This window comes from Streptomyces sp. DvalAA-43, assembly GCF_900091725.1.
Taxonomy (GTDB): Bacteria; Actinomycetota; Actinomycetes; order Streptomycetales; family Streptomycetaceae; genus Streptomyces; species Streptomyces pulveraceus.
Genome location: NZ_FMBW01000043.1, coordinates 384,348 through 402,290, shown reverse-complemented (window position 1 = coordinate 402,290; position 17,943 = coordinate 384,348). Strand labels below are relative to the sequence as shown.

Below are 17,943 nucleotides of genomic sequence, written 5' to 3'. Positions count from 1 at the left end.
CCGTCACCAGCGGCGGCACCCGCGGAAAGATCGGGGTCGGTAAACGATGCAGCACGGCAAGTACCGTTTCATTGTGGGATTCTTGGTGGTCCCACTCGCGCTGTACGCGGTCTTCGTCATTTGGCCGTTCATCCAGTCCATCTATTACTCGTTCACGGACTGGACCGGCCTGAGCCCGGACTTCAAGATGGTCGGGTTCAGCAACTACACGAAGATGCTGAAGGACGACATCTTCTGGAAGTCGTTGCAGCACAGCGTGTTGCTTGTGCTGGTGCTGCCGCTGGTGACGTTGGGCCTGGCGCTCTTCTTCGCCTTCATGCTCAATGTCGGAGGCCGGCGGCGCAAGAACGCCGCGGTCTCCGGCGTGCGCGGCTCGGGTTTCTACAAGATCGCCTATTTCTTCCCGCAGGTGCTCTCGATCGTCATCGTGGCCCTGCTCTTCCAGTTCGCGTTCAACCCCGTCAGCGGGATGCTGAATTCGGCACTGAAGGGAATCGGTCTGGATTCCATCCAGCCGGACTGGCTGGGCGACCCGAGCCTCGCGCTGATCTGCGTCATGTCGGTGCTGATCTGGTCGACGGTCGGATTCTTCGTCGTCCTGTTCTCGGCCGGAATGGCGTCCATCCCGAAGGACTTCTACGAGGCGGCGCTCCTCGACGGCGCCAACCGCTTCACCACCTTCTTCCGGATCACCCTTCCGCTGCTCTGGGACACGGTGCAGTCGGGCTGGGTCTACATGGGGATCCTGGCCCTCGGCGTCGAGGCGTTCACCGCCGTACAGGTCATGACCGTGGGCCCCGGCGGCCCCGACTACTCGACCACGGTCCTGCCGCTGTACGTGTACCAGACGGCCTTCCGCGACGGGCAGGCCGGCTACGCGACGACGATCGGTGTCGGACTGCTCATCGTCACCATGGCCTTCGCCGCCATCGTGATGCGACTGGGCCGGCGCGATCGGCTGGAGTTCTGATGCTGCGATTCCCGGGAGACGCCACCCGGACACCCAGCAGGCACCACAGGTCGGCCTCCGTGTCCGGCTCGACAGTACGAGGTGAGTACACGTGAAGACGACTGACACCCCTCCCGCGGCCCCGGCGGCGGAACCGGCCCCGGTGGCCAAGACGCCCGCACCGGCCGCCAAGGAGAAGAGCAGCGAGGGCCAGGTCCTCAACGTCTTCTCGCACGGTGTGCTGATCATCTGGGCGATCCTGGTCGTCATGCCGCTGCTGTGGGCGGTGATGGCGTCCTTCAAGACGGACGACTCCATCCTGTCGACGCCGTGGTCGCTGCCCGACAAGCTGCACTTCGACAACTGGTCACGCGCCTGGAGCCAGGCGCACATGAGCGACTACTTCTTCAACACCGTCGTGGTGGTGGGCTGTTCGCTCGTCGGCACCCTGCTGCTGGGCTCGATGGCGGCGTACGTGCTGGCGCGGTTCGACTTCCCCGGCAACCGCTTCATCTACTACCTGTTCATCGGCGGGATGAGCTTCCCGATCATCCTGGCGCTGGTCCCGCTGTTCTTCGTCATGAACAACATGGGCCTGCTGAACACGCGGCACGGACTGATCATGGTCTACATCGCGTACTCGCTGCCGTTCACCGTCTTCTTCCTCACCTCCTTCTTCCGGACGCTGCCGAGCTCGGTGGGGGAGGCGGCGATGCTCGACGGCGCCTCGCACGCCCGGACGTTCTTCCAGGTGATGCTGCCGATGGCGAAGCCCGGCCTGATCAGCGTCGGTATCTTCAACTTCCTCGGGCAGTGGAACCAGTACATGCTGCCGACGGTGCTCAACACCGATCCGAACCACCGGGTGCTCTCCCAGGGCCTGGTCGAACTGGCCAACAGCCAGGGGTACAAGGGCGACTGGTCCGGTCTCTTCGCCGGTCTGGTGATGGCGATGCTGCCGGTCCTCGCGGCCTACATCATCTTCCAGCGCCAGGTCGTCGCCGGGCTCACCGCGGGCGCGGTGAAGTAACGTCCCGGCACCGTCCCCGTACTCACGAACCGCCCGTCGGCCACGCGCCGGCGGGCGGTTCGCGCGTACGGGGACGGCCGCCCCGGGCGCTCATCCGAGGCTTCACTTGCTCAAGGTCTTGACGGGGAGTGCCGCAAAACGCTCAGCTTAGAGTTCACATGTTAGAGAAAACGGTAGGAGTGAGAGAGTCGATGGAGACTCCGGGGTCGCAGACATCTCTGCATCGCGCCAACCTTGAGCGGGTCGTACGCGCAGTGCGTATGGCCGGCTCGCTCACCCAGGCGGAGATCGCACGGAGCACCGGCCTGTCAGCGGCCACCGTCTCCAACATCGTTCGTGAACTGAAGGATGGCGGCACGGTCGAGGTCACCCCGACCTCGGCGGGCGGCCGCCGGGCCCGCAGCGTCTCGCTCAGCGGTGACGCGGGCATTGTGATCGGGGTGGATTTCGGCCATACGCACCTGCGGGTGGCGATCGGCAACCTCGCCCACCAGGTGCTCGCCGAGGAGGCCGAGCCGCTGGACGTCGACGCCTCCTCCGCGCAGGGGTTCGGACGGGCCGAGCGGCTGGTCAGGCGGCTGATCGAGACGACCGGGATCGCTCCGGACAAGGTGATCGGGGTGGGCCTCGGTGTTCCCGGCCCGATCGACGTGGAGTCCGGGACGCTGGGCTCCACGTCGATCCTGCCGGGCTGGACGGGCATCAACCCCAGCAAGGAGCTCGCCGGCCGGCTCGGTGTGCCGGTGTACGTCGACAACGACGCCAACCTCGGCGCGCTCGGCGAGCTGGTCTGGGGGAGCGGCCGGGGGGTCAAGGACCTCGCCTACATCAAGGTCGCCAGTGGTGTCGGCGCCGGTCTGGTGATCGACGGGCGCATCTACCGGGGGCCGGGCGGCACGGCCGGCGAGATCGGGCACATCACACTCGACGAGTCCGGTCCGGTGTGCCGCTGCGGCAACCGCGGCTGCCTGGAGACCTTCACGGCCGCCCGGTACGTACTGCCGCTGCTCCAGCCCAGCCACGGCCCCGATCTCACCATGGAACGGGTGGTCCAGCTGGCCCGCGAGGGCGATCCGGGCTGCCGCCGGGTGATCGGGGACGTCGGGCGGCACATCGGCAGCGGGGTGGCCAACCTCTGCAATCTGCTCAACCCCAGCCGGGTGGTGCTCGGCGGATCGCTCGCCGAGGCAGGGGAGTTGGTGCTCGCCCCGATCCGTGACTCGGTCTCCCGCTACGCCATCCCGAGCGCCGCCCGACAGCTCTCGGTGCTGCCCGGGGCGTTGGGCGGCCGTGCCGAAGTCCTGGGCGCACTGGCCCTGGTGCTCAGCGAGATGGGGGATTCGACCCTTTTGGAAAGTACCTTGCCGAAGGGCACTCCTGCCTTCACTTAGATAACGAATGGCACCGTTGTCATCTCGTTAAGGATTTACTCCTTGACGCTGACGTTGCAGCCGAGTTGACTGCCAGCCACCTCGGCCGCAACGTTGCGGCCTCGTCAGGGAGGCAACCCGTAATGAACGCAACGACGCGACGCATCGTCATAGGTACGGCCGCACTCTCCATGGCCGTCTCCCTCGCGGCGTGTGGCAAGGCCGGTGACGACAAGGACTCCGGCAGCGGCGGCGACGGCAAGACCATCGGCCTGCTCCTTCCGGAGAACAAGACCACGCGCTACGAGACCTTCGACCGCCCCATCATGGAGGCGAAGATCAAGGCGCTGTGCTCCGACTGCAAGGTCAGTTACAACAACGCCGCGCAGGACACCGAGACCCAGAAGAAGCAGTTCGACGCGCTCGTCACGCAGGGCGTGAAGGTCATCATCCTGGACACCGTCGACTACAAGGCCGCGAAGTCCTGGGTCGAGCAGGCCGCGAAGAAGGACGTCAAGGTCGTCGCGTACGACCGTCTGGCCGAGGGGCCGATCTCCGCCTACGTCTCGTACGACAACGAGAAGATCGGCCAGCTCCAGGGCGAGGCGCTGGTCAAGGCGCTCGGCGCCAAGGCCAAGGACAGCAACGTTGTCATGATCAACGGCTCGCCGACCGACCCGAACGCCCCCTTCTTCAAGAGGGGCGCGCACAGCGTCCTCGACAAGCAGGTCAAGAAGGTCGTCTACGAGCAGGACATCCCGGACTGGTCGGCCGACGAGGCCAACAAGAAGATGGGAGCGGCCCTCGACTCCCTGGGCAAGAACGGCTTCCAGGGCGTCTACTCCGCCAACGACGGCATGGCCGGTGGCATCATCACCGCCCTGAAGAAGCAGGGTGTGAGGATCCCGGTCGGCGGCCAGGACTCCGAGCTCGCCGGTCTGCAGCGCATCCTCGCGGGCGAGCAGGCCTTCTCGATCTACAAGCAGATCAAGCCGGAGGCCGAGACCACCGCCGAGATCGCCGTCCGGCTGCTCAAGGGCAAGAAGATCGACGACCTGACCCCGGTCAAGGTCGACAGCATCTCCGGCGAGTTCAAGGGCACCCCGTCGAAGCTCTACGACGCCTCGGTCGTGACCAAGGACAACATCGCCTCCACGATCGTCGCGGACAAGGTCTACAAGGTCGAGGAGATCTGCACCGCCCAGTACAAGGCGGCCTGCGACGCCGCCGGCATCAAGTAGTCACCCGCCGGCAGGCTTCCCCCGGTCCGGTCCGGCACCCGCCCCGTCACATGCCCCGCAGCAGGGGCGGGCGCCGGACTTCTCACCGGTTCCGGACTTCTCACGGACCCCGGGCCCCCGGTTCCGTATTTCGGCGCGCGGTCGTCCCCGGGCGACGGCGTTCCGAGGGCATCCCCCGCAGCCCCCGGTCGCCCCGGTGGTCCGGATACCGGCTCCGCCCCTGTGCTCAGCAGTACCATCCCCGCCGGTCAGGCGGCGAAGGAGATGATTCACGTGTCCGCTACGCCCGTGCTGGCGTTGCGCGGAATCTCCAAGCGGTTCGGCGCCGTCCAGGCGCTCACCGATGTGGACCTGGAGATTCGCTCCGGCGAAGTGGTCGCCCTGGTCGGCGACAACGGCGCCGGCAAGTCGACCCTCGTCAAGACCATTTCGGGTGTCCACCCGATCGACGAAGGCGCCATCGAGTGGGAGGGCGAAGCGGTCCGGATCAACCGGCCGAACGACGCCCAGGAGCTCGGAGTCGCCACCGTCTACCAGGACTTGGCGCTCTGCGACAACCTCGATGTCGTCGCCAACCTCTTCCTCGGCAGTGAACTGCGCAAGGCCTCCGTCCTCGACGAGATCGGGATGGAGAAGCGCGCCAAGGAACTGCTCGACACGCTGTCCATCCGGATACCCAGCGTCCGCATCCCGGTCGCCTCGCTCTCCGGCGGTCAGCGCCAGGTCGTGGCCATCGCCCGCGCCCTGATCGGTGACCCCAAGGTCGTCATCCTCGACGAGCCGACCGCCGCCCTCGGCGTCGAGCAGACCGCCCAGGTCCTCGATCTCGTCGAGCGGCTGCGCGAGCGCGGCCACGGCGTCATCCTCATCAGTCACAACATGGCCGACGTGCGCGCCGTCGCCGACAAGGTGGCGGTGCTGCGGCTGGGCCGCAACAACGGATTCTTCGACGTGGCGACCACGTCCCACGAGGAGATCATCTCCGCGATCACCGGTGCCACGGACAACGCCGTCACGCGCCGCCAGGCCCGCACAGCCACGAAGGAGGACGCGAAGTGAGCGACCTCGCCAAGACCCCCGAAACCGCCACCGACAACCCCGGCGCGGCGACCACCGAGGCCGAGCCGTCGGCGGCCCCCGTCCCCGCGGTGGACCCGCGCCTGCTCGTCCGCGAGGAGGGCTTCAAGGGCTACTGGTCCGAGTTCACCCGCAAGGTGCGCGGCGGCGAGCTCGGCTCACTGCCGGTCCTCGTCGGCCTGATCGTCATCGCGGTCGTCTTCCAGCTGCAGAACAGCAACTTCCTCTCCGCCAGCTCCATCGCCAACGTCGCCGTCTACAGCTCCGGCCTCGGCATCATGGCGGTCGGCATCGTCTTCGTGCTGCTGCTCGGCGAGATCGACCTGTCCGTCGGCTCGGTCGCCGGTGTCGGCGCGGCCGTCTGGGCCGTGCTCAACGTCAACCACGGCTGGAACGACTGGTCGGCGGTCCTCGCCGCGGTCCTCTCCGGCCTGGTGCTCGGCGCGCTGCACGGCTTCTTCTTCGCCAAGATCGGGGTACCGGCCTTCGTCGTCACCCTGGCCGGTTTCCTCGGCTGGAGCGGTCTGCAGGAGTGGATGATGGGCGGTGAGGGCTCGATCAACACGCCGTCCGGCAGCATCGTCGAGAACCTCACCAACTACTTCTTCGAGGACAAGGGCGTCGCGTACGGCGTCGCCCTGGTCGCCGTCCTCGCCTACGCCGCCTCGCTCCTGATGGACAGCCGACGCCGCGGGGCCGCGGGCCTGCCGGCCCGTCCCACCACCGAGGTCCTGCTCCGCACGGGCATCGTCGCGATCCTGTGCTTCGCCGTCGCGTACGTCCTGAACGAGCCCTCCGGCGCCCGCGGTCTGCCGCTGGCCCTGGTGCTCTTCCTCGCCGTACTGGTCGTCGCGGACTTCGTGGCCCGCCGGACCACCTTCGGCCGCCAGGTCTTCGCGGTGGGCGGCAACCCGGAGGCCGCGCGGCGCGCCGGTATCAACGTCGACCGGATCCGGATCACCGTCTTCGCGCTCTCCGGAATGCTGGGCGCCTTCGGCGGACTCTTCATCGCCAGCCTCTCCGGCGGCGCCACCAAGAGCGTCGGCGGCGGAAACACCCTGATGCTGGTCATCGCGGCCGCCGTCATCGGCGGCACCAGCCTCTTCGGCGGCCGGGGCAAGGTCTGGTCCGCGCTGCTCGGCATGATCGTGATCCAGTCGATCCAGCAGGGCCTGAACATGATCGGCATGGCCAACGCCATCCAGTACATGATCACCGGCGCGGTGCTGCTGGCCGCCGTGGTCATCGACTCGGTCTCCCGCCGCACCCAGAAGACCGCAGGGCGCGCGTAGGACCGCGGGACGCGCGTGCGTACCACGCCGCACGGCCCGGTGCCCGGCGCCCGCTCCGGGCGCCGGGCACTTCCGGGTGCCGGACAGGGGGTGGGACAGCCCACTCCATGCCCGATGCCCACGCGACCGGACGGAACATTAGACTCATCGGATCGGCATGCTCGACCAGCTCAATACGCAAGGAGGCACGGGTGGCCCTGCTGACCCGCATCGGTGGACCGCGTGACCTGGACCGGCTCACTCCCGAGCAGCTGGAACAGCTCGCCGAAGAGATCCGGACCTTCCTCGTCGACGCCGTCTCGAAGACCGGCGGCCATCTCGGCCCCAACCTGGGCGTGGTCGAGCTGACCATCGCCCTGCACCGGGTCTTCGACTCGCCGAAGGACAAGGTGCTGTTCGACACCGGTCACCAGAGCTATGTGCACAAGCTCCTCACCGGCCGCCAGGACTTCTCGAAGCTCAAGAGCAAGGGCGGCCTCTCCGGTTACCCCTCCCGTGCCGAGTCCGAGCACGACATCATCGAGAACTCGCACGCCTCCACGGTGCTCGGCTGGGCCGACGGCCTCGCCAAGGCCAACGAGGTGCTGGGCAAGGACGACCACGTCGTCGCCGTCATCGGTGACGGCGCGCTCACCGGCGGCATGGCCTGGGAGGCGCTCAACAACATCGCCGCGGCCAAGGACCGCCCGCTCGTCATCGTCGTCAACGACAACGAGCGCTCCTACGCGCCGACCATCGGCGGCCTCGCCAACCACCTCGCCACGCTGCGCACCACCGACGGCTACGAGCGCTTCCTGGCCCGCGGCAAGGACCTCCTGGAGCGCACCCCCGTCGTCGGGAAGCCGCTGTACGAGACGCTGCACGGGGCCAAGAAGGGGCTCAAGGACTTCATCGCCCCGCAGGGCATGTTCGAGGACCTCGGCCTGAAGTACGTCGGCCCGATCGACGGCCACGACATGGAGGCCCTGGAGTCGGCGCTCCAGCGCGCCAAGCGCTTCGGCGGACCCGTCATCGTGCACTGCCTCACCGAGAAGGGCCGCGGCTACACCCCCGCCCTGCTCGACGAGGCCGACCGCTTCCACGCCGTCGGCAAGATCCACCCCGACACCGGCCTCCCGGTCGCCACCTCGGGCCTCGACTGGACCTCCGTCTTCGGCGAGGAGATGGTCAAGCTCGGCAAGGAGCGCGAGGACATCGTCGCGATCACCGCGGCCATGCTCCAGCCGGTGGGCCTGACCAAGTTCGAGAAGGCCTTCCCGGACCGGATTTACGACGTCGGCATCGCCGAGCAGCACGGCGCGGTCTCCGCGGCGGGCCTCGCCACCGGCGGACTGCACCCCGTCTTCGCGGTGTACGCCACCTTCCTCAACCGCGCCTTCGACCAGGTCCTGATGGACGTCGCCCTGCACAAGTGCGGTGTGACCTTCGTCCTGGACCGGGCCGGGGTCACCGGCACCGACGGCGCCTCGCACAACGGCATGTGGGACATGTCGATCCTGCAGTGCGTGCCCACGCTCCGGATCGCCGCCCCGCGCGACGCCGACCAGGTCCGCGCCCAGCTCCGCGAGGCCGTCGAGGTCGACGACGCGCCGACCGTGGTCCGTTTCTCCAAGGGAGCGGTCGGCCCGGCGGTCAAGGCCGTCGGCCGGGTCGGCGGCATGGACGTGCTGCGCGAGCCCGGCACCACCCGGCCGGACGTCCTCCTGGTCTCCGTCGGCGCGCTCGCCCCGATGTGCCTGGAGATCGCCGAGCTGCTGGAGGCCCAGGGCATCTCGACGACCGTCGTCGACCCGCGCTGGGTCAAGCCGGTCGACGAGGCCGTGGCCCCGCTCGCCGAGCAGCACCGGGTCGTCGTCACCGTCGAGGACAACAGCCGCGCCGGTGGCGTCGGCTCCGCGGTCTCCCAGGCACTGCGCGACGCCGGGGTCGACGTACCGCTGCGTGACTTCGGTATCCCGCCGCGCTTCCTCGACCACGCCTCCCGCAAGGAGGTCATGGCCGAGATCGGGCTGACCGCGCCGGACATCGCCCGCCAGGTCACGGGACTCGTGGCCAAGCTGGACGGCCGCTTCGAGAGCGACGCCGACGCCCGCTCCGTGATCGAGCCCGCCCGGGACTGACCTGGGCCTCCCGTCCGTACCGGACCCCTGGGGCAGGAGGGGGCGGCGCGGCGGGCGGTGATACCGCCGATGGGCCGGTCGGGCCACCCTGTACGGGTGGTCCGACCGGCCCATTCGCGTGAAATCGCCCGGTGCGGAGCCCTGCGCCGCAGGTGGGGTCCCAATCATGGCGTACACGACGAGTGCGTGGAGGTACGCCGGTGACCGCCCAGCAGGACACACCACCCAGCAGTGACGGACTGTTCCGGACCAAGACGGTCGAGCAGTCCATCCGCGACACCGAGGAGCCGGAGCACGCTCTCAAGAAGTCCCTCTCCGCCCTGGACCTCACCGTCTTCGGAGTGGGCGTCGTCATCGGCACCGGCATCTTCGTCCTCACCGGCAAGGTGGCCAAGGAGACGGCGGGGCCCGCCACCGCCCTCGCCTTCGTGATCGCGGGCGTCGTCTGCGCACTGGCGGCGCTCTGCTACGCCGAATTCGCCTCCACCGTCCCGGTCGCCGGCTCCGCCTACACGTTCTCGTACGCCTCGCTCGGCGAACTGGTCGCCTGGATCATCGGCTGGGACCTGGTGCTGGAGTTCGCGCTGGGCACGGCGGTGGTGGCGGTCGGCTGGTCCGGCTACGTCCGCTCGCTGCTGGAGAACTTCGGCTGGCACATGCCCGGTGTGCTTTCCGGGACCGATGTGGCGAAAGGATTCGGCTTCGACATCCTGGCCTTCGCCCTGGTCCTCGTCCTGACCGTGGTGCTGGTGCTCGGGATGAAGCTGTCGGCCCGCGTCACGACCGTCGTGGTCGCCATCAAGGTGGCGGTCGTCCTGATCGTGATCATCGCGGGACTGTTCTTCGTGAAGGCCGCCAACTACACGCCGTTCATCCCCGAGGCACAGCCGCAGCCCTCGGGTTCCGGGCTGACCGCCCCGCTGGTCCAGCTGATGTTCGGGTTCGCGCCCACCAACTTCGGCATCATGGGCGTCTTCACCGCCGCCTCCGTCGTCTTCTTCGCCTTCATCGGCTTCGACGTGGTGGCCACCGCCGCCGAGGAGACGAAGCTTCCGCAACGTGACATGCCACGTGGCATCCTCGCGTCGCTCTTCATCTGCACCGTGCTCTATGTCGCCGTATCGCTGGTGGTCACCGGCATGGAGCACTACACCGATCTCTCGGTGGAGGCCCCGCTGGCGGACGCCTTCAAGGCCGTCGGCCACCCCGTCTACGCCGGGCTCATCAGCTTCGGGGCCGCGATCGGGCTCACCACCGTCTGCCTGATCCTGCTGCTGGGGCAGACCCGGGTCTTCTTCGCGATGAGCCGGGACGGACTGCTCCCGCGGTTCTTCTCCAAGACGCACCCGAAGTACGGCACCCCGTACCGCCCGACCATCCTGCTCGGTGTGATCATCGCGATCGTCGCCGGGGTCACCAGCATCAACGAGCTGGCGACGCTGGTGAACATCGGCACGCTCTTCGCGTTCGTCGTGGTCGCCCTGGGCGTGCTGGTGCTGCGCCGCACCCGCCCCGACCTGCCCCGCGCCTTCCGTACCCCGTGGGTACCGGTGATCCCGGTCCTCTCGGTGGCCGCGTCGGTGTGGCTGATGCTCAACCTGCCGGCGGAGACCTGGCTGCGGTTCGGTATCTGGATGGCCATCGGCGTGATCATCTATTTCGCCTACGGACGCGGGCACAGCCGGATCAACGACCCCGTCGGCGGCCGCTCGTAGATCCTGCCGGTGCGGGCGCCTCGCTCCCTCAGCCGCCGGTGGCGGGGGACTTCTTCGCGGACGCCGGGATCGTGCGGTCCTCGCGGATGGCCTTCCAGAGGTCGCCCGCCTGCGGCTGGGCCGCCACCACACGGTTGGGGTCCTGCGTGTCGTACGCCACCGGGAGCATGATCGTTTCCATGGTGCCCGGGTCCACACCGTTCATCGACCGGCCGAACTCCGCGAGGGACGTGAGCGAGGCGAGCCCCTCGTCGGTGGTCAGCGATCTGGTGGCCGAGCCGGCGATCCGGTAGGCCTTGGCCGGACTGCCCAGCAGGTCCTGCGACTTGACCTCGCTCAGCAGGGCGAGGAGGAACTGCTGCTGAAGCCCGATCCGGCCGAGGTCGCTGCCGTCCCCGATGCCGTGGCGGGTGCGGACGTACGCGAGGGACTCGGTGCCGTCGAGCCGGTGCGGCCCCTTGGTGAGATCGAGGCCGGACGCCTTGTCGTGGATGTCCTGCGGGACATCGACCGTGACGCCCCCGATGGCGTCCACCAGGTCCTTGAACCCGGCGAAGTCGATCTCCAGATAGTGGTCGATCCGGACCTCGGACATGGTCTCCACGGTCTTGACCACGCAGGCCGGACCGACCTGCGCGTAGACGGAGTTGAACATCACGCGGTTCGCCGCGGGCACCGTCGAGCCGTCGGCCCTGGTGCACTCGGGCCGGGACACCAGGGTGTCCCGGGGTATGGAGACGGCGACCGCCCTGGACCGGCCCTCGGGAATGTGCACCACCATCGCGGTGTCGGACCGGGCACCGCCGGCGTAGCCGCCACCGCCGAGCTCCTTGTTCTCGGCACCGGCCCGCGAGTCGGAGCCGAGCACCAGCAGATTCTGGCCGCTGGTCGGCGGCTTCTCGGGCCGCTCGTCGCCGAGCGCCTTGTCGATGTCCACACCCGTGAGGTTTCCGTCGAGGCGGCTGTAGAGCCAGTAGACGGTGCCGCCGGCGGCGAGCAGCAGGACGAGCAGGACGGCGAGGGTGATCCGCAGACCTCGGCGGCGCTTGCGGGGGCCTCCCCTCCGCTCCCGTCCGGTGCCACCCGGCGACGGACGGCCGTCGGGTGTGCCCTGTGCCCTGGCGTCATGGCTCATCGTGGCCCGGTCCTCACCTCTCATGGCCCGGAGGGACCGTGGAGTACGCGGGACCCGGGTGGGGGCGCGGCCGGTCCGTGCGGACATGACTGAGCGTGCACTATAGAACAGAGGATCGTGCGAATGGGTGTTTTGGGCACTGGAATCATGGTCTGAGCTGATCGAACTACTATTCGTTCATGACTTGGTTGATCACGGGTGGGGCGGGCTTCATCGGGGCGCATGTCGTCCGTGCGCTGCGCGAGGCCGGTGAGCCGGTCGCCGTGTACGACGATCTGTCGACGGGGGACCGCTCACGCGTGCCCGCGGACGTCCCGTTCGTCCGGGGCTCGACACTCGACGGGGTCCTGCTGCGGCGCACCCTGGCGGACCTGTCGGCGCGGGGCGTGGTCCACCTCGCCGCCAAGAAGCAGGTGGCGGAGTCCGTCGAACGCCCGCTGCTCTACTACCGGGAGAACGTACAGGGCCTGGAGACCCTGCTGGAGGCCGTGGCCGACAGCGGGGTGCGGGCGTTCCTCTTCTCGTCGTCGGCGGCCGTCTACGGCATGCCCGACGTACGGATCGTGACGGAGACGACCCCGTGCGTCCCGATCAACCCCTACGGCGAGACCAAGCTCGCGGGCGAGTGGATGGTGCGTGCCGTGGGGAAGGCGCACGGCATCGCCACCGCCTCGTTGCGGTACTTCAACGTCGCGGGCGCGGCCACCCCGGAGCTCGCCGACACGGGCGTCTCCAATCTGGTGCCCATGGTCTTCGAGAAGCTGACGCAGGGGGCGGCCCCGGTGGTCTTCGGCGACGACTACGACACCGAGGACGGCACCTGCGTACGCGACTTCATCCACGTCGACGACATCGCCTCGGCCCATCTGGCCGCGGCGCGTGCGCTCCTCGGCCGGGAGCCGGGCACCGATCTGACGGTCGACGTCGGCCGCGGTGAAGGCGTCTCGGTGCGCGAGATGATCGAACTGATCGGTGAGGTGACGGGGTACGGGGCCGAGGCCGCTCCGGTCCTGGCCCCGCGCCGGGCGGGGGACCCTGCGAGGGTGGTCGCCTCGGCAGAGCGGATCCGCACCGAGCTGGGCTGGTCCGCCCGGCACGACGTCCGCGAGATGGTCGCGTCGGCGTGGGAGGGCTGGTGCCTCGCCCACCCCGGGGCGCGCCGCCCGGCCGCCGCCGCCTCGACCTGAGCATGCCCCGGCCTGTCCATGGGGTCCTGATCGGGAGTCCGCCACATCGAACGCCCGCGACCTGCGCGGGACTGCTTCCAGGAAGGGTGACGAAAGGCGATGCGCAGCGCCTCCACAGGTGAAGCGAAGCAGCGGAGCGCGCCCGTCACGGTGTCCGCGCGGCCCGGCCAACTCCTGGGCGGCCCCTGGCTGCTGACCGGACACGACGGCAGACTGACCGTGTACGTCCACACCGACGGCTCCGTGCTGCGCTGGACCGAGTCCGCTGCCGGTGGCCGGTGCTGGGCGGGACCGGACGTCCTGCCCGCGAAGGACATCGACCGGCTCACCGTGGTGCAGGGGCGCAACCACTACGCCCATCTGCTGGGGCGCCGGATCCGGCCACGTGCCGACGGCCGGTCGAACGTGGACATCATGTACGCCACGCAGTACCAGACGGGCCGCCCGACGACGCAGTGGCGCTCGCTGGGCAACCCCTTCAAGGAGGTCGACGAGGCGGCCGGGATCGGCGCCCCGGCCGCCGCCGTGGCGAGCGACGGCGCCCTGTACGTCTGCGTCCCGACCGGGGCGGGCGGAGTGGCCCTGCGCCGCGAGGACAAGCGGGGCCGGTGGGAGGCGTGGGATCAGCTCCAGGCGTCCGGCGGCACCGGAGGACCGGCGCTCGCGGCGACCTCGTCCGGCCTGGTCGAGATCCTCGTCCCCACTCCTGCCGCCGCGCACCGGCTCCGGCAGCCGGAGCCGGGCGGCGCCCTGGTGCCCGGTCACGACGTGGCCGTTCCGCCGCTGCCCGGATCGGTGACCGCGCTGGAGACCGCCCCGGACCGGCTCACCCACTACCTGACCGATGCGCGGGGCGGCGGTGTCCTGGCGATCCGGGAGGACGACCGGCCCGTACCGCTGGGGGGCGACCCCGGGGACGGCCGGATCTCCGCGGTCAGGGCGAGCGCGGGCGGCCTCGACTGCACGGTGCTCGCCGTCCGGGGGGCCGATGACACGGTCCACCTCGGTATCTGCCGGACCGGGCGCGAGCGGTCCGGGTTCCGGTGGACCGGTACCGGCATGAGCTGCGCCGGAGATCCGGCGCTGGCGGTCGACGGTCGCGGAGGAACGGCCGTCGTGGCCGTCGGCACCGACGGCAGGCCCGTCGTCGCACGCCAGGAGGAGGGCCGGGGGCTGACCTTCGGCGACTGGAGCCGGGTGTGAGCGCCGGAACCGTGTGACGGCGCGCGGCCGTACGCCGGACGGGCCGTACGGAGACCTCTCCGTACGGCCCGTCCGGTGCTGTCGACCGGGTGGGTACTACGCCGGGACGCTCGCCACACCCTGCGCGAGGAACTTCTTGCCGTTCACCCGCTCCGAGACGCCCTCACGGTCCAGGTACGGCGTGATGCCGCCCAGGTGGAAGGGCCAGCCCGCGCCGGTGATCAGGCACAGGTCGATGTCCTGTGCCTCGGCGACGACGCCCTCGTCCAGCATCAGACCGATCTCCTGCGCCACCGCGTCCAGGACCCGGTCGCGGACCTGCTCCTCGGACAGGACGACATCGCCCTGCTTGAGGAGGGCGGCGACCTCCGGGTCCAGCTCCGGCTTACCGGAGTCGTAGACGTAGAAGCCGCGCTTGCCGGCCTTCACGACCGCCGCGAGGTTCTGCGAGACGGTGAAGCGCTCCGGGAAGGCGCGGTTCAGGGTCTCGGAGACGTGCAGACCGATCGCCGGGCCGACCAGCTCCAGCAGCACCAGCGGGGACATCGGCAGACCGAGGGGCTCGATGGCCTTCTCCGCTGCCTCGACCGGGGTGCCCTCGTCGATGACGTTCTGGATCTCGCCCATGAAGCGGGTGAGGATGCGGTTGACGACGAACGCCGGGGCGTCCTTCACCAGCACCGCGGTCTTCTTCAGCTTCCGCGCCACACCGAAGGCGGTCGCCAGCGAGGCGTCATCGGTCTTCTCGCCGCGCACGATCTCCAGCAGCGGCAGGATCGCGACCGGGTTGAAGAAGTGGAAGCCGACGACCCGCTCCGGGTGGGTCAGCTTCGACGCCATCTCGGTGACGGAGAGGGAGGAGGTGTTGGTGGCGAGGATCGCGTGCGCCGGGGCGACCGCCTCGACCTCCGCGAACACCTGCTGCTTGACGCCGATCTCCTCGAAGACGGCCTCGATGATGAAGTCGGCGTCGGAGAAGCCATCCGCCTTGTCCAGCACACCGGAGACCAGGGCCTTCAGACGGTTGGCCTTGTCCTGGTTGATCCGGCCCTTGCCGAGCAGCTTCTCGATCTCGGCGTGGACATAGCCCACACCCTTGTCCACGCGCTCCTGGTCGATGTCGGTCAGCACGACCGGCACTTCCAGGCGGCGCAGGAACAGCAGCGCCAGCTGCGAGGCCATCAGACCGGCACCGACCACACCGACCTTGGTGACCGGGCGGGCCAGGCTCTTGTCCGGGGCACCGACCGGGCGCTTGGCGCGCTTCTGGACCAGGTTGAAGGAGTAGATCCCGGAGCGCAGCTCGCCGCCCATGATCAGGTCCGCCAGGGCCTGGTCCTCGCGGTCGAAGCCGGCGCCCAGGTCGCCGTCCTTCGCCGCGGCGATGATCTCCAGCGCGCGGTACGCGGCCGGTGCGGCGCCGTGCACCTTGGAGTCGGCGATGGCCCTGCCGCGCGCGACGGCCTGGTCCCAGGCGTCCCCGCGGTCGATCTCGGGGCGCTCCACCGTGACCGTGCCGTTCAGTACGTCCGCGGTCCAGATCAGCGACTGCTCCAGGAAGTCCGCGCCCTCGAAGAGCGCGTCGGCGATGCCGAGCTCGAAGACCTGCTTGCCCTTGAGCTGACGGTTCTGGTTCAGCGAGTTCTCGATGATGACCGAGACCGCGCGGTCGGCACCGATCAGGTTGGGGAGCAGTGCGCAGCCGCCCCAGCCCGGGACCAGACCGAGGAAGACCTCGGGCAGCGAGAACGCGGGCAGCGCCTTGGAGACGGTGCGGTACGAGCAGTGCAGACCGACCTCGACGCCGCCGCCCATCGCCGCGCCGTTGTAGTACGCGAACGTCGGGACCGCGAGACCGGAGAGCCGGCGGAAGACGTCGTGGCCGCCCTTGCCGATGGCGAGCGCGTCGTCGTGGTTCTTCAGCAGCTCGACGCCCTTGAGGTCGGCGCCGACCGCGAAGATGAACGGCTTGCCGGTGATCCCGATGCCGGTGATCGCACCCTCGGCGGCCTCCTTCTCGACCTGGTCGACGGCGGCGTTCAGGTTCGCCAGCGACTGCGGTCCGAAGGTGGTCGGCTTGGTGTGGTCCAGGCCGTTGTCCAGCGTGATGAGGGCGAAGCGGCCCGCACCGGCCGGAAGGTCCAGGTGGCGTACGTGGGCCTGGGTGACGACCTCACCGGGGAACAGCTCGGCCGCACCCTTCAGAAGCTCAGTGGTGGAGCTCACTTGCTGCCTCCGTCGAAGTTCGGGTTCTCCCAGATGACCGTGGCGCCCATGCCGAAGCCGACGCACATCGTCGTCACGCCGTAGCGGACCTCCGGCTGCTCCTCGAACTGCCGGGCCAGCTGCGTCATCAGACGCACACCGGAGGAGGCCAGCGGGTGGCCGTAGGCGATGGCGCCGCCGTACTGGTTGACGCGGGCGTCGTCGTCGGCGATGCCGTAGTGGTCGAGGAAGGCGAGCACCTGCACGGCGAACGCCTCGTTGATCTCGAAGAGACCGATGTCGTCGATCGTCAGCCCGGCCTTGGCCAGGGCCTTCTCGGTCGCCGGGATCGGGCCGTAGCCCATGACCTCCGGCTCGACGCCCGCGAAGGCGTACGAGACGAGCCGCATCCTGACCGGGAGGCCCAGCTCGCGGGCGACGTCCTCGGCGGCGAGCAGCGAGGCGGTGGCGCCGTCGTTGAGACCGGCGGCGTTGCCCGCGGTGACCCGGCCGTGGGCGCGGAACGGGGTCTTCAGCCCGGCGAGCGACTCCATGGTCGTACCCGGGCGCATCGGCTCGTCGGCGGTGACCAGGCCCCAGCCGGTCTCGCCGGCCTCCGCGTTGGTGCGGCGCACCGAGATCGGCACCAGGTCCTGCTGGATCTTGCCGTTGGCGTACGCCTTGGCGGCCTTCTCCTGCGAGCGGACCGCGTACTCGTCGGCACGGACCTTGGTGATCTGCGGGTACCGGTCGTGCAGGTTCTCCGCGGTCATGCCCATGAACAGGGCGGACTCGTCGACCAGCTTCTCCGACACGAAGCGCGGGTTCGGGTCCACGCCCTCACCCATCGGGTGGCGGCCCATGTGCTCGACACCACCGGCGACGACGACGTCGTACGCGCCGAAGGCGATGGAGCCGGCCGTCGACGTGACGGCGGTCAGGGCGCCCGCGCACATGCGGTCGATGGAGTAACCGGGGACGGACTGCGGCAGCCCGGCCAGGATCCCGGCGGTACGGCCCAGCGTCAGGCCCTGGTCGCCGATCTGCGTGGTCGCGGCGATGGCGACCTCGTCGATCCGCGCGGGGTCCAGGTCCGGGTTGCGGCGCAGCAGCTCCCGGATGGCCTTCACGACGAGATCGTCGGCGCGGGTCTCGTGGTAGATGCCCTTGGGGCCCGCTTTGCCGAACGGGGTGCGGACGCCGTCGACGAAGACGACGTCCCGGATGGTACGAGGCACGGTGGCTCTCCTCCAGGGTGCGGGATGGCACTGCTGCGCGGCCCGCCCGGAAGCGTGCCGCCACCATCATGCTACTTGCGGGTAACCAGACTGCCCACCCCCCACGGCGGGAGCGGCGAAGGTCACATGCGGACGGGCGGGTGCATGGACCCTCCCGTCCCGGCCCGCCGGTGCGCGGGGA

At 69.4% G+C, this 17,943-nt stretch carries 13 protein-coding genes; 10 read left to right on the top strand and 3 right to left on the bottom strand.

Features of this window, described 5'->3' with window-relative positions; all coding sequences use genetic code 11:
* Positions 1-46 precede the first annotated feature (46 nt).
* The 8 genes from GA0115234_RS16495 to GA0115234_RS16460 all read left to right on the top strand — a co-directional run bounded on the left by GA0115234_RS16495 (position 47) and on the right by GA0115234_RS16460 (position 10,794).
* Positions 47-970 (top strand): carbohydrate ABC transporter permease, encoded by a 924-nt coding sequence (locus GA0115234_RS16495; RefSeq protein ID WP_093542291.1) that lies wholly within the window; start codon positions 47-49, stop codon positions 968-970.
* Positions 971-1,061: 91 nt separating this feature from the next.
* Positions 1,062-1,979, top strand: coding sequence for a carbohydrate ABC transporter permease (locus tag GA0115234_RS16490; RefSeq protein WP_093542290.1), 918 nt, complete (start codon positions 1,062-1,064; stop codon positions 1,977-1,979).
* A gap of 191 nt (positions 1,980-2,170) precedes the next feature.
* Positions 2,171-3,370 carry an ROK family transcriptional regulator gene (locus tag GA0115234_RS16485; RefSeq protein WP_093542289.1) on the top strand — a complete coding sequence of 400 codons (1,200 nt, stop codon included), beginning with the start codon at positions 2,171-2,173 and terminating at the stop codon, positions 3,368-3,370.
* Between the two features lie 122 nt (positions 3,371-3,492).
* Positions 3,493-4,590 carry a substrate-binding domain-containing protein gene (locus GA0115234_RS16480; RefSeq protein WP_237541404.1) on the top strand — a complete coding sequence of 366 codons (1,098 nt, stop codon included), beginning with the start codon at positions 3,493-3,495 and terminating at the stop codon, positions 4,588-4,590.
* A gap of 264 nt (positions 4,591-4,854) precedes the next feature.
* Complete coding sequence (locus tag GA0115234_RS16475; protein WP_093542434.1) at positions 4,855-5,649, top strand: ATP-binding cassette domain-containing protein; 795 nt, start codon at positions 4,855-4,857, stop codon at positions 5,647-5,649.
* Complete coding sequence (locus tag GA0115234_RS16470) at positions 5,646-6,959, top strand: sugar ABC transporter permease (RefSeq protein WP_093542286.1); 1,314 nt, start codon at positions 5,646-5,648, stop codon at positions 6,957-6,959. Before GA0115234_RS16475 ends, GA0115234_RS16470 begins: the two co-directional genes overlap by 4 nt.
* A 191-nt stretch (positions 6,960-7,150) precedes the next feature.
* Positions 7,151-9,079 (top strand): 1-deoxy-D-xylulose-5-phosphate synthase, encoded by a 1,929-nt coding sequence (dxs, locus tag GA0115234_RS16465; RefSeq protein ID WP_093542285.1) that lies wholly within the window; start codon positions 7,151-7,153, stop codon positions 9,077-9,079.
* Between the two features lie 200 nt (positions 9,080-9,279).
* Positions 9,280-10,794, top strand: a complete 1,515-nt coding sequence (locus GA0115234_RS16460; protein WP_093542283.1) for an amino acid permease — start codon at positions 9,280-9,282, stop codon at positions 10,792-10,794.
* A gap of 28 nt (positions 10,795-10,822) precedes the next feature.
* Here GA0115234_RS16460 and GA0115234_RS16455 read toward each other — a convergent pair whose 3' ends face one another.
* Complete coding sequence (locus tag GA0115234_RS16455; protein WP_093542282.1) at positions 10,823-11,929, bottom strand: LCP family protein; 1,107 nt, start codon at positions 11,927-11,929, stop codon at positions 10,823-10,825.
* A gap of 179 nt (positions 11,930-12,108) precedes the next feature.
* On the opposite strand from GA0115234_RS16455, the gene galE reads away from it, so the two are divergent.
* Together galE and GA0115234_RS16445 are read left to right on the top strand one after the other, a co-directional pair.
* Positions 12,109-13,116, top strand: coding sequence for a UDP-glucose 4-epimerase GalE (galE, locus tag GA0115234_RS16450; protein WP_093542281.1), 1,008 nt, complete (start codon positions 12,109-12,111; stop codon positions 13,114-13,116).
* A gap of 99 nt (positions 13,117-13,215) precedes the next feature.
* Positions 13,216-14,319 carry a hypothetical protein gene (locus tag GA0115234_RS16445; RefSeq protein ID WP_093542280.1) on the top strand — a complete coding sequence of 368 codons (1,104 nt, stop codon included), beginning with the start codon at positions 13,216-13,218 and terminating at the stop codon, positions 14,317-14,319.
* Positions 14,320-14,415: 96 nt separating this feature from the next.
* On the opposite strand, the gene GA0115234_RS16440 is transcribed toward GA0115234_RS16445, so the two are convergent.
* Positions 14,416-16,545: a 3-hydroxyacyl-CoA dehydrogenase NAD-binding domain-containing protein gene (locus tag GA0115234_RS16440; RefSeq protein ID WP_093542278.1), complete on the bottom strand. Its 2,130-nt coding sequence runs from the start codon at positions 16,543-16,545 to the stop codon at positions 14,416-14,418.
* Entirely contained in the window at positions 16,542-17,762 is a 1,221-nt protein-coding gene (locus GA0115234_RS16435) for a thiolase family protein (RefSeq protein WP_093542277.1), read from the bottom strand. Before GA0115234_RS16435 ends, GA0115234_RS16440 begins: the two co-directional genes overlap by 4 nt.
* Positions 17,763-17,943 lie beyond the last annotated feature (181 nt).